The organism is Streptomyces sp. NPDC059092 (assembly GCF_042756365.1).
Classification (GTDB): domain Bacteria; phylum Actinomycetota; class Actinomycetes; order Streptomycetales; family Streptomycetaceae; genus Streptomyces.
The window spans coordinates 1-12,213 of sequence record NZ_JBHZEJ010000088.1 but is presented as its reverse complement, the minus strand read 5'-3'; the positions used below and the strand labels follow the sequence as shown (position 1 = coordinate 12,213).

The 12,213-nt window shown below is 72.1% G+C and carries 9 protein-coding genes; 7 read left to right on the top strand and 2 right to left on the bottom strand.

Annotated elements, in window-relative coordinates; all coding sequences use genetic code 11:
* The first annotated feature begins 62 nt into the window (after positions 1–62).
* Positions 63–1,016, top strand: a complete 954-nt coding sequence (gene tatC / locus ACFXPL_RS33380; protein ID WP_384926720.1) for a twin-arginine translocase subunit TatC — start codon at positions 63–65, stop codon at positions 1,014–1,016.
* 104 nt (positions 1,017–1,120) lie between these two features.
* Positions 1,121–3,949 carry a DEAD/DEAH box helicase gene (locus ACFXPL_RS33375; RefSeq protein ID WP_384926718.1) on the top strand — a complete coding sequence of 943 codons (2,829 nt, stop codon included), beginning with the start codon at positions 1,121–1,123 and terminating at the stop codon, positions 3,947–3,949.
* A gap of 79 nt (positions 3,950–4,028) precedes the next feature.
* Here ACFXPL_RS33375 and ACFXPL_RS33370 read toward each other — a convergent pair whose 3' ends face one another.
* A complete protein-coding gene (locus tag ACFXPL_RS33370) occupies positions 4,029–4,673 on the bottom strand; it encodes a fasciclin domain-containing protein (protein WP_384926716.1) in 645 nt (214 codons plus the stop codon).
* 110 nt (positions 4,674–4,783) lie between these two features.
* Positions 4,784–6,406: a molybdopterin-dependent oxidoreductase gene (locus tag ACFXPL_RS33365; RefSeq protein WP_384926714.1), complete on the bottom strand. Its 1,623-nt coding sequence runs from the start codon at positions 6,404–6,406 to the stop codon at positions 4,784–4,786.
* 235 nt (positions 6,407–6,641) lie between these two features.
* Here ACFXPL_RS33365 and ACFXPL_RS33360 point away from each other — a divergent pair, with 235 nt between their 5' ends.
* Genes ACFXPL_RS33360 through ACFXPL_RS33340 form a run of 5 tightly spaced genes read left to right on the top strand, consistent with a single transcriptional unit; the run spans position 6,642 to position 12,166 of the window.
* Positions 6,642–7,916, top strand: a complete 1,275-nt coding sequence (locus ACFXPL_RS33360; protein WP_384926712.1) for an NAD(P)/FAD-dependent oxidoreductase — start codon at positions 6,642–6,644, stop codon at positions 7,914–7,916.
* Between the two features lie 53 nt (positions 7,917–7,969).
* On the top strand, positions 7,970–8,692 hold the full coding sequence (locus tag ACFXPL_RS33355) for a DUF1365 domain-containing protein (protein ID WP_384926760.1): 723 nt from the start codon (positions 7,970–7,972) through the stop codon (positions 8,690–8,692).
* Positions 8,689–10,005, top strand: a complete 1,317-nt coding sequence (locus ACFXPL_RS33350) for a class I SAM-dependent methyltransferase (protein ID WP_384926710.1) — start codon at positions 8,689–8,691, stop codon at positions 10,003–10,005. The genes ACFXPL_RS33355 and ACFXPL_RS33350 overlap by 4 nt, the downstream gene beginning before the upstream one ends.
* Positions 10,002–11,348, top strand: coding sequence for a class I SAM-dependent methyltransferase (locus ACFXPL_RS33345; protein ID WP_384926708.1), 1,347 nt, complete (start codon positions 10,002–10,004; stop codon positions 11,346–11,348). Before ACFXPL_RS33350 ends, ACFXPL_RS33345 begins: the two co-directional genes overlap by 4 nt.
* Complete coding sequence (locus tag ACFXPL_RS33340) at positions 11,345–12,166, top strand: DUF1295 domain-containing protein (RefSeq protein WP_384926706.1); 822 nt, start codon at positions 11,345–11,347, stop codon at positions 12,164–12,166. Before ACFXPL_RS33345 ends, ACFXPL_RS33340 begins: the two co-directional genes overlap by 4 nt.
* Positions 12,167–12,213: the final 47 nt, after the last annotated feature.

The window sequence follows — 12,213 nt, the reverse complement described above, 5'->3', positions numbered from 1 at the left end:
CACCTGGGACGGAGCGGGCACTGCCACGAGGGGCAGCCCGCCGCACGAGATGAGGACGTGGGTTGCTGAAGTCCGCCCGTAAGAAGGAGACGGACCCCGAGGGGCGGATGCCGCTGGTCGAGCATCTGCGCGAGCTGCGCAACCGGCTCGTCAAGGCGCTCATCGGTATCGTCGTCGTGACCATCGTCGCGGCTTTCTCCTACAAGGAGATCATCGAGTTCTTCACGAACCCGGTGCTGCAGTCCGTCGGGTGCGACGCGAGCTTCGCCGACCTCGCCCAGCGGAAGGACGGCACCTGCGCGAGGATCGTCCTCAACGGTCTGATCACGCCCTTCACCCTCGCCCTCAAGGTCTCCCTGATGGCCGGTGTCGTGCTCTCGTCGCCGGTCTGGCTCTACCAGCTCTGGGCGTTCATCGCGCCAGGGCTCCACAAGAACGAGAAGAAGTACTCCCTCGGCTTCGTCGCCGCGGGCTTCCCGCTCTTCCTGGCCGGTGGCTTCTTCGCGTACAAGACGCTCCCCACCATGGCGCGGGTCCTTCTCGAATTCTCGCCCGCCGACCTGGACAACCAGCTCCCGCTCGACGATCTGCTCGACCTGATCACCCGCATGGTGGTCGTCTTCGGCCTCGCCTTCGAGCTGCCGCTCCTCCTCGTGATGCTCAACCTCGGCGGAGTGCTCACGGGCAAGCGGATGGCCGGCTGGTGGCGCGGCATGATCCTGGGCATCACGATCTTCGCGGCGGTCGCCACCCCGAGCACCGACCCGCTCTCCATGCTCGCCCTGGCCGTACCGATCTGGGTGCTGTACTTCTTCGCCACGGGGATCTCCCTGCTCAACGACCGCCGCAAGGCGGCGCGCATCGCGGCGGGACCCGGCGACGACGAGGCGTCCGACCTGGACCTGACGCCCGAGGACATCGGCGAGATCGAACCCGTGGCGACGCGTCCCGCGCTGCCCGAACAGTCGGACGGCGCCAGGAACAACCGGGTGAACGGGTACGACGACATCACCTGACCGGTGCGGGCCGAGCGGCGCGGCCCGAAGACGGAGCGGTGACGCCCAAAGACGATTAAAGATCGGGCTGACTGTCAGAGGGGGCGGGTAGGCTCGATCGCAAGATGACAGAGGACCTCTCACCAGCCGAGCGGTACGCCGCAGCCCGGATCCGCGCCACCGAGCGGGCCACGGCGCTCACGCCCTTCCGCGAGATGTACGAATTCGGCCTGGACCCCTTCCAGATCGAGGCCTGCCAGGCCCTGGAGGCCGGGAAGGGCGTACTGGTCGCGGCGCCCACCGGTTCCGGCAAGACGATCGTCGGCGAGTTCGCCGTGCACCTCGCCCTGGCCGAGGGCCGTAAGTGCTTCTACACGACCCCCATCAAGGCGCTCTCCAACCAGAAGTACGCCGACCTCGCCAAGCGGTACGGAGCCGACAAGGTCGGCCTCCTCACCGGCGACAACAGTGTGAACGCGGACGCGCCGGTGGTCGTCATGACCACCGAGGTCCTGCGCAACATGCTCTACGCGAACTCGCGGGCGCTCATCGGGCTCGGCTATGTCGTGATGGACGAGGTCCACTACCTCTCCGACCGCTTCCGCGGCGCCGTCTGGGAAGAGGTGATCATCCACCTGCCCGCCTCGGTCACCCTGGTCTCGCTCTCGGCCACCGTGTCGAACGCCGAGGAGTTCGGTGACTGGCTGGACACCGTACGGGGCGACACCGAAGTGATCGTCTCCGAGCAGCGGCCCGTGCCGCTCTGGCAGCACGTGATGGCCGGCCGCCGGATGTACGACCTCTTCGAGGAGGAGACCGACCACGGCGGCCGGGGCGTCGCCAAGCGCGAGGTCAGCCCCGACCTCGTCCGGCTGGCCCGGATGGAGAACCAGCGCACGTACAACCCGCGTGACCGCCGCCGCGGCAAGATGGTCCGCGAGGCGGACCGGGAGCGCGAGCGCCGCCAGCGCAGCAGGATCTGGACACCGGGCCGGCCCGAGGTCATCGAGCGGCTGGACGCGGAGGGGCTGCTCCCCGCGATCACCTTCATCTTCAGCCGGGCCGGCTGCCAGGCCGCCGTACAGCAGTGCATGTACGCGGGCCTGCGCCTCAACACCGACGAGGCGCGCCGCCGGGTCCGGGAGATCGTCGAGGAGCGTACGGCCTCCATCCCCGGCGAGGACCTGCACGTCCTCGGCTACTACGAGTTCCTGGAGGGCCTGGAGCGGGGCATCGCCGCACACCACGCGGGCATGCTGCCCACCTTCAAGGAGATCGTGGAGGAGCTGTTCGTCCGCGGTCTGGTCAAGGCGGTCTTCGCCACGGAGACGCTGGCCCTCGGCATCAACATGCCCGCCAGGTCCGTGGTGCTGGAGAAGCTCGTCAAGTGGAACGGCGAGCAGCACGCCGACATCACCCCCGGCGAGTACACCCAGCTCACCGGGCGGGCCGGGCGCCGGGGCATCGACGTCGAGGGCCACGCGGTGGTGCTCTGGCAGCGCGGCCTGGACCCGGGCGCGCTCGCCGGGCTCGCCGGGACCCGTACGTATCCGCTGCGCTCCAGCTTCCGGCCCTCGTACAACATGGCGGTCAACCTGGTGCAGCAGTTCGGGCGGCACCGCTCGCGCGAGCTGCTGGAGACCTCGTTCGCCCAGTTCCAGGCGGACCGGTCGGTCGTCGGGATCTCCCGGCAGGTCCAGCGCAACGAGGAGGGCCTCGACGGCTACCGGGCGGGCATGACCTGCCACCTCGGGGACTTCGAGGAGTACGCGCGGATGCGCCGCGACCTCAAGGACCGCGAGACGGATCTGGCCAAGCAGGGCGCGGCGCAGCGCAGGGCCGCCGCGGCCACCTCGCTGGAGCGGCTCAAGCCGGGCGACGTCATCCACGTACCGACGGGCAAGTTCGCGGGCCTCGCGCTCGTCCTGGAGCCGGGGCTGACCGCGGGGCGCGCCAACGGCCACCGTGGCTTCGACTACCAGGAAGGCCCGCGTCCGCTCGTCCTGACCGCCGAGCGCCAGGTCAAGCGGCTGGCCGCGATGGACTTCCCGGTGCCGGTGGAGGCGCTGGAGCGGATGCGGATCCCCAAGTCGTTCAACGCGCGCTCGCCGCAGTCGCGCCGCGATCTGGCGTCCGCGCTGCGCACGAAGGCCGGGCACATCGTGCCCGAGCGGCACCGCAAGCAGCGGGCGGCGGCGGCCGATGACCGGGAGATCTCCCGGCTCCGTACGGAGCTGCGCGCCCACCCCTGCCACGGCTGCGACGAACGCGAGGACCACGCCCGCTGGGCCGAGCGCTACCACCGGCTCCAGCGGGACACCCGCCAGTTGGAGCGCAGGATCGAGGGCCGGACGAACACCATCGCCCGCACCTTCGACCGGATCGTCGCGCTCCTGACCGAGCTGGACTATCTGCGCGCCGACGAGGTCACCGAGCACGGCAAGCGGCTGGCCAGGCTCTACGGCGAGCTGGACCTCCTCGCCAGCGAATGCCTGCGGGACGGGGTCTGGGAGGGCCTCTCCCCGGCCGAGCTGGCCGCCTGCGTCTCCGCCCTGGTCTACGAGGCCCGCCAGGCCGACGACGCGGTGGCGCCCAAGCTCCCCGAGGGCGACGCGAAGGCGGCGCTGGGCGAGATGGTCCGTATCTGGGGCCGGCTCGACGCCCTGGAGGAAGACCTCAAGATCAGCCAGACGGAGGGCGTGGGCCAGCGCGAGCCGGACCTCGGCTTCGCCTGGCCGGTCCACATGTGGGCCTCCGGCAAGGGGCTCGACGAGGTGCTGCGCGAGGCGGAGATGCCCGCCGGTGACTTCGTGCGCTGGTGCAAGCAGGTCATCGACGTCCTCGGCCAGATCGCGGCGGCGGCCCCCCGCGAGAACAGCACGGTCGCGAAGAACGCCCGCAAGGCGGTCGACGCGGTACGGCGCGGAGTGGTCGCGTACAGCTCGGTCGGCTGAGCCAGGAGCGCACGGACGGGCCCGCGCTCCCTCTCCGGGGAACGCGGGCCCGTCCGTGCGTCAGGTCACGCGGGCGGGGTCACATCTTCGGCATCAGGACCGTGTCGACGATGTAGACCGTGGCGTTGGCGGTCGGGACGTTGCCGCAGACGACCTTCGACGAGTCGTTCACCGTGTAGGACTCGCCCGAACCGGCCGTGGTCAGGGTGGACTTCTCCAGGGTCGGGAAGGTGCCGCTCTCCAGGGCCTTCGGGGGGAGCTTCTCGCCCACGACGTGGTACGTGAGGATCTTGGTCAGGGTGGCCTTGTCGGCGAGGACCTTGTCCAGGTCGGCCTTCGGGATCTTGGCGAAGGCCTCGTTGGTCGGCGCGAAGACGGTGATGTCCTTGGCGTTGTTCAGGGTGTCGACCAGACCGGCCTTCTTCACCGCCGTGACCAGCGTGGAGAGGTCGGGGTTGTTCGACGCGGCGGTGGCCACCGGGTCCTTCGACATGCCGTCGAAGGAACCCGCGCCTGACTTCGGCACCGACGCACACGCCGTGCCGAAGGGCTGGTCCCCGGAGCCCGCGGCGTCGTCCGCCGGCGTCTCGGGCGTCTCGGCGGCGGAGGAGGCGGAGGACTTGGTGTCCTTGCTGTCGTCGCTGGAGCAGGCCGTGAGGGCGAGCGGCAGTACGGCGGCGCCGACGAGGGCGATGGCGGCGCGCTGGAAACGGGTGGCGTTCATGATGGATCTCCTTGGATAAGGCAGTGCTCGCCGGAGTGCGGGCACAGGGGGGTAGAGAGAGGTGGGAAGGTGGAATCGGTTCGGGGGTGAGGCGATCGCGCGGATGGTGGTCAGGTGACCGAGACGACCACCGAGTGCCAGCCGGTCGCCCCGTTGGGCACCGTGCCGACACGTCTGTCGGTCTGGGTGTAGCCGTCCTTGTCGGTGGCGCGGACCTCAAGGGTGTGGTTACCGCTGGTGGCGGGCCATTCCCAGACCCACTGCCGCCAGGTGTCCCGGGTGTCCTCGGCCGCCAGCCGCGCCGGGTGCCAGGCTCCGCCGTCGACGCGTACCTCCACCCGGGCGATGCCCCGGTGCTGGGCCCAGGCGACCCCGGCGACCGGGATCGTGCCCGGCTTCGGACTGGCGAAGGGGCGCGGGGTGTCGATCCGTGACTCGGTCTTGATCGGCGCCTTCCGCGACCAGCTCCGCTTCACCCAGTACGCGTCGTAGTCGGCGAACGTGGTCAGCTCCAGGTCCTGGAGCCACTTGCAGGCCGATACGTAGCCGTACAGCCCCGGCACCACCATCCGGACCGGGAAGCCGTGGTCGAACGGGAGCGGTTCGCCGTTCATCCCGACGGCGAGCAGCGCGTCCCGGCCGTCCATGACCGTCTCGACCGGTGAGCCGATGGTCATGCCGTCCACCGAGCGGGCCACGAGCTGGTCGGCGGGCCCGCCCTTCGACGGCGGCCGTACGCCCGCCTCGCTCAGCAGGTCCGCCAGCCGTACGCCGATCCAGCGGGCGTTGCCCACGTACGGGCCGCCCACCTCGTTGGACACGCAGGTCAGCGTGATGTCCCGCTCGATCAGGGCGCGCCTGAGCAGGTCGTCGAAGCTGAGGGTGAGAGGGCGGGTGACGCCCTTGCCATGGATCTTCAGCCGCCAGCTCGTGGCATCGATCCGCGGGACGACCAGCGCGGTGTCCACCCGGTAGAAGTCCTTGTTGGGCGTCGTGAACGAGCTGAGACCGCGGATCCTCAAGTCCGCGCCCGCCGGGACGGGACGGGCCGGCGAGGCCGGAGGCGGCAGGACGACGTCCTTACGGGAGGCCACGGCGCCGGCCGCACCGGACGCGTTGAGCCCGCGGCCGAGCGCGCCCGCCCCGGCCGAGGCCGCCACCGCGGCCGTCGCGGCGATCACGAAGCCGCGCCGGTCGAACGTACCGCCCGTCCCGCCAGCCGCGGGGGACGGACGGAGTATGAGCTTGCCGGCCAGCAGATACAGCACCCCGCAGGCCACCAGCGCCCCCACGAGCGAGGGCAGGGCGTCGGCGGGGCCGCCGCCGGGACGGCTCGCCGCCGCCACCGCGCCGATCACCCCGAAGACCAGAACCGCCGCGGAACCCGCCCGCCGGTGGCGCAGCGCGAGGACGCCGACCGCCATGGCGAGGAGCGCCAGGACGATCAGGATGCCGAGCTGGAGGACCAGCTTGTCGTTGGTCCCGAAGTTCCGTACGGCGAAGTCCTTGAGCCACGGGGGAGTGCGGTCGATGAACGCGCCGCCCACCGCCGTCACCGGACTCGCCTCGGGCCGTACCGCCGCCGCGGCGAGTTCCGCCACGGCGAGGGCGGAGAAGCCCGCGATCAGCCCGCCGAGCGCGCCGAGGCCACGGTGCAGCAGGCGCGCTGTCGGACCGTCCTGCGGACGGGCCTCTCGTTCCGGCACTTTCCGATCTTCGCTCACACCGGCCATTCGAGGCCGGAAGCACGGCGGATTGGTCGGACGCCCGAAGGAATGAAAAGAAGTACCGCCGACGGCAGCACAGGTCCCGGACCAGGGTGGTTCCTTCGAAAGATCGCGCGGCCCACCAATCCCCGGCTCGCCCCGCCTCGAATAGCCGGTGAAGGAGGGGCCGCGCGCAGCACCTGGGCGCGGGACTCCGGATCGCCGGACGAAGGCGATCGCCGCACCAGGACGAGGGAGCAGCATGAGTGGGGAACGTCCGCGTACCGCCGTGGTGGGCGGCGGAGTGGCGGGGCTGACCGCCGCGTACGTCCTGCGGGACGCGCACGAGGTGTCGTTGTACGAGGCGGACGACCGGCTCGGCGGCCACGCGCACACCCACGACGTCCCGTCGGCCGACGGCCGGGTGCACCACGTCGACTCCGGCTTCATCGTCCACAACGACCGCACCTACCCGAATCTGCTGAGGCTCTTCGGGGAACTGGGCGTGGAGACCCAGGAGTCCGAGATGAGCATGTCCGTCCGGTGCGACGGCTGCGGACTGGAGTACGCGGGCGCCCGCGGCGCCGCCGGTCTCTTCGCCCAGCCACGCAACGCGCTCAGCCCGCGCTACCTGCGGCTGCTCACCGAGGTGCCCCGCTTCCACCGGGCGGCCCGCCGGCTCCTCGCCACGGACGACGCCTCGCGCGAGGACCGGACTCTCGGCGAGTTCATCGCCGCCGGCCGCTTCTCCCCGTACTTCCTCTCGCACTTCCTCACCCCGCTGGTCTCCTGCGTCTGGTCCTGCGACGCGCGGACCGCGCTGCGCTACCCCGCCCGGTACCTGTTCCGCTTCATGGACCACCACGGCCTGCTCACGATCAAGGGATCGCCGGTCTGGCGGACGGTCACCGGCGGTTCGCGCGCCTACGTCGACCTCATCGGCAAACGGCTGGCCGCCGTCCACACCGCCACCCCGGTACGGTTCGTACGCCGCCACGCGGACGGCGTCGAGATCACCGCCGAGGACGGCACCGCCCGGCGCTACGACGCGGTGGTCATCGCCGTCCACCCGGACCAGGCGCTGCGGCTGCTCGCCGACGCCACCGAGGACGAGCGCCGGGTGCTCGGGGTGTTCCCGTACTCCCGTAACGTCACGCAGCTGCACACCGACACCGGTGTGCTGCCGCGCAGCGCGGGCGCCCGCGCCTCCTGGAACTACCTGATGCCCTCCTGCGACGCGGGCGCCGACACGGTACGGGTCAGCTACGACATGAACCGGCTCCAGCGGCTCGACGCCCCCGAGACCCATGTCGTCACCCTGAACGGCGCGGACCGCGTCGACCAGGACCGGGTCCTCGCCCGCATGGTCTACGAACACCCCGTCTACACCCCGGAGTCGGTCGCCGCCCAGCGTGAACTGCCCGCGCTCAGCGGCCCGGTCACCGCGTACGCCGGCGCCTACCACGGCTGGGGGTTCCACGAGGACGGCTGCCGCTCGGGCGTGGCCGCCGCCGAGGCCCTGGGGGTGACGTGGTGACCACCCATGCCGGCGCCCACGCCGACGTCCCCGCCACCGCGCCCTCCTCCGTCGTGCCCGCGCTCTACACCTGCGACGTCCGCCACGTCAGGACCGCGCCGCGCCGCCACACCCTCGGCCTGCGCACCTACATGTGGCTGATCGACCCCGACCGGCCGCCGCACCTGCCCCGCCCGCTGCGCCCCCTCGCCCGCTTCGACGCGCGCGACCACTTCGGCGGGACCCGGCCCACCATCCGCGCCGGGCTGACGGCGTTCCTCGCCGCCGAGGGCATCGACCTGGCCGACGGCCGGGTGACGATGCTCGCCCACGCCCGGGTCTTCGGACACGTCTTCAACCCGCTCAGCCTCTTCTGGTGCCACCGGCCCGACGGCACACCCCTGTGCGTCGTCGCCGAGGTCCACAACACCTACGGCGAGCGCCACTGCTACCTGCTGCGCCCGGACGCCACCGGCCGGGCCACCGTGGACAAGGAGTTCTACGTCTCGCCGTTCTTCCCGGTCGACGGCGGCTACACCATGCGGCTGCCCGAACCCGACGAGCGGCTGAGCCTGACGGTCCGTCTGGACCGACCCGAGGGAAGCCCGTTCACCGCGACCGTACGCGGTGAGCGCCGCCCCGCCACCGCCAGGACCCTGGTGCGCGCCGCTCTGCGCCACCCCTGGTCCACCGCCGTCGTCTCCGCCGGCATCCGGCTCCACGGCATCCGTCTCCACCTGCGCGGGCTGCCCGTCCAGCCCCGTCCCCGTCACCACCCCCAGAAGGGTCTTCAGTGAGCGTGTCCGTCTCCCCGGCTTCCGCGCCGTCCCCCGGCGCTCCCGGATCCCCCCGCCCCGCCGCGCCGCGGACATCCGCCGCGGCCCCCGCCCCCGACCCGCTGCGCTGGCCCGACGTCGCGCGTCCGCCGCACGGCTCGTGGCCCCGTACCGCCATAGCGGAACGGCTCGTCCGGCACGCCTTCGGACGCCTTCCGCTGCGCGTACGGTTCGAGGGCGGCGAGACGATCGGCCTCGGCGGCCCGCTGATGGAGATCCACGACGCCAGGGCGTTCCACCGCCGGATCGGCGCGGGCGGTCTGATCGGCTTCGGCGAGTCCTACATGGCCGGCGAATGGGACGCCCACGACCTGGTCGGCGTACTGACCGTCATGGCCGAACGCCTCGCCGACCTCGTCCCCCGGCCGCTCCAGAGGCTCCGCGCCGTCTGGGCGCCCCGGCAGCCCAGCGCGCAGCGCAACACCCCCGAGGGCTCGCGCGACAACATCAGCCGCCACTACGACCTCTCGAACGACCTGTTCGCGCTCTTCCTCGACGACACCCTCTCGTACTCCTCGGCCCTCTTCCGCGGCTTCCCCGCCGACCGTTCGCTGCTGGCCGCCGCCCAGCACCGCAAGATCGACCGGCTGCTGGACGAGGCCGGGGTCGGCACCGGCACCTCGCTGCTGGAGATCGGCACCGGCTGGGGCGAACTGGCTCTGCGCGCCGCGGCCCGCGGCGCCCGCGTCCGTACCGTCACCCTCTCGCGGGAACAGCGCGATCTGGCGCGCGACCGGATCCGCGAGGCCGGTTTCGAGGACCGTGTCTCCGTCGAGCTGTGCGACTACCGCCTGGTGGACGGCGTGTTCGACGCCATCGTCAGCGTCGAGATGATCGAGGCCGTCGGCGCCGAGTTCTGGCCCGAGTACTTCACGACCCTCGACCGGCTCCTCGCGCCCGGCGGCCGGATCGCGCTCCAGGCGATCACCATGCCGCACGACCGGATGCTCGCCACCCGCGACACCTACACCTGGATCCAGAAGTACATCTTCCCCGGCGGCTTCTGCCCCTCCGTCGAGGCGATCGAACAGATCACCGCCGACCGCACCGCCCTGCGCGTGACCGACCGCGACGGCTTCGGCCCGCACTACGCCGAGACGCTGCGCCTGTGGCGCGAACGCTTCACCGAACAGGCCCCGCGGGTCGACGCGCTCGGCTTCGACGCCGTCTTCCGCCGCCTGTGGACCTTCTACCTCGCCTACTCGGAAGCGGGCTTCCGCTCCGGCTACCTCGACGTGCAGCAGATGGTGCTGACCAAGGAGACCTCCCGATGACATCCACCCGGAGGGCCCCGGTGGCGCAGGCCGGTCCGCGCGCCGGCGCCGCCCACCCGCTCCATGCCCTCGCCGGACAGCTCCTCGGCGGCAGGCTCCCCCTGCGGCTGCGCGCCTGGGACGGCTCCGTCGCGGGCCCCGAGGACGCGCCCGTCGTCGTGATCCGTGACCGCCGCGCCCTGCGCCGGCTGGTCTGGCAGCCCGACGAACTCGGCCTCGCCCAGGCGTACATCACCGGCGAGCTGGACATCGAGGGGGATCTCGCCGACGGGCTGCGCACCCTCGGGCGCGCGGTACGCGACCGCGGCTCGCGCCCGCCCCGGCTCACCGCCGGCGACCGCGTCAGGGCCGTCCGTACCGCCGTGCGCCTCGGCGCCGTCGGCGTGCGCCCGCCCGCGCCCGCCGCGCAGGCCCGGCTCACCGGCTCCGTACACAGCAGGGCCAGGGACCGGGCCGCGATCAGCCACCACTACGACCTGTCGAACGACTTCTACGCCCTGCTGCTCGACGGGACCATGGCGTACTCCTGCGGCTACTGGACCCGCGACGAACCCGGTTACGGGCCCGCCGACGCCCAGCGCGACAAGCTGGAGCTGATCTGCCGCAAGCTCGCGCTGCGCCCCGGCGCGCGGCTGCTGGACATCGGCTGCGGCTGGGGATCGCTCACCCTGTACGCGGCCGAGGAGTTCAAGGCCCGGGTCACCGCCGTCACGCTCGCCGCGGAACAGGCCGAGTACGTCAGGGCACAGGTCGGAGCGCGGGGTCTGGAGGAGCTGGTCGAGGTACGGCTGTGCGACTACCGCGACATCGAGGGCGGCGGTTACGACGCGGTGTCCACCGTCGAGATGGGCGAACACGTCGGCGACGCCGAGTACCCCGCCTTCACCGCCCTGCTGCACGCGATGGCCAGGCCGGGCGGCCGGGTCCTCGTCCAGCAGATGTCGCGGTCCGCCACGGCCCCCGGCGGCGGCGCCTTCATCGAGTCGTACATCGCGCCCGACATGCACATGCGCCCGCTCGGCGACACCGTGTCGCTGCTGGAGGGCGCGGGCCTGGAGGTACGGGCCGTGGAGGCGATGCGCGAGCACTACGTACGGACGATCCGGGCCTGGCACCGCACCCTGGAGGAGCGCTGGGACGAGTTCACCGCGCTGGTCGGGGTGCAGACCGCCCGCGTCTGGCGGCTCTACCTGGCCGGCTCCGCGCTCGCCTTCGAGGAGCGCCGGATGGGCGTCGACCAGATCCTCGCCGTACGGCCGACGGCCACGGGGGAGAGCGGGATGCCCGGAGGCGACCGGCCCGGCACGCTCCGGGAGTGGTACGAGGACGGTGTGGAGCGGTGAACGGCTACCCGTGGGCGGAGTTCGGACAGGGGGTCGGCGCCGCCGCGGCGGCGGCCCTCGCCGTCATGCTCGTCACCTTCGCGGCCGCCCTGGTCAAGGGGGTGCACCGGGTCGTGGACATCGCCTGGGGCCTCGCCTTCACGGCCGTCGCGCTCGTCTCGTACGCCGTGTCGGCCGGCGACGTCGGCGACGGGGCGCGGCGGCTGCTGGTCACCGTGCTGACCGCGGTGTGGGGACTGCGTCTGGCCGGCCATATCGCCGCGCGCGGCTGGGGCCACGGCGAGGACGCGCGGTACGAGGCGATGCTCGCCAAGGCGCCCGGCAACCGGAACCTCCACGCCCTGCGCATGGTGTACCTGCTCCAGGGCGCCCTCGTCGTGCTGATCTCGCTGCCGGTGGTGGCCGCCCCGTACGTGGCGGGTCCGCTCGGCCCCGTCGCGTACGCGGGCTGCGCGCTCTGGCTGGTCGGGCTCCTCTTCGAGGCGGTGGGGGACCGGCAGCTCGCCCGGTTCAAGGCCGATCCCGCGAACAAGGGCCGCATCATGGACCGCGGGCTGTGGAGCTGGACCCGGCACCCCAACTACTTCGGGGACTTCTGCGTCTGGTGGGGGCTCTTCCTGATCATCTGCGACGACCCGGTGGTCGCCGCGGCGACCCTGGTCAGCCCGGTGGTGATGAGCCTCCTGCTGACCAAGGGCAGTGGGAAGCGCCTGCTGGAACGTCATATGGCGGACCGCCCCGGCTTCGCCGGGTACACCGCCCGTACGAGTGGTTTCTTCCCGCTGCCGCCCAGGAAAACCGGGGCCGGCGCGGGCTGACCGGCGGCAGCGGACCGGACAGGGCCGTGGGCCCGGCACCCCCGAGG

Coding starts and splice junctions, on each gene's coding strand:
- ACFXPL_RS33375 (WP_384926718.1), top strand. CDS start 1,121: ATGACAGAGGACCTCTCACCAGCCGAGCGGTACGCCGCAGCCCGGATC.
- ACFXPL_RS33370 (WP_384926716.1), bottom strand. CDS start 4,673: ATGAACGCCACCCGTTTCCAGCGCGCCGCCATCGCCCTCGTCGGCGCC.
- ACFXPL_RS33365 (WP_384926714.1), bottom strand. CDS start 6,406: ATGGCCGGTGTGAGCGAAGATCGGAAAGTGCCGGAACGAGAGGCCCGT.
- ACFXPL_RS33360 (WP_384926712.1), top strand. CDS start 6,642: ATGAGTGGGGAACGTCCGCGTACCGCCGTGGTGGGCGGCGGAGTGGCG.
- ACFXPL_RS33345 (WP_384926708.1), top strand. CDS start 10,002: ATGACATCCACCCGGAGGGCCCCGGTGGCGCAGGCCGGTCCGCGCGCC.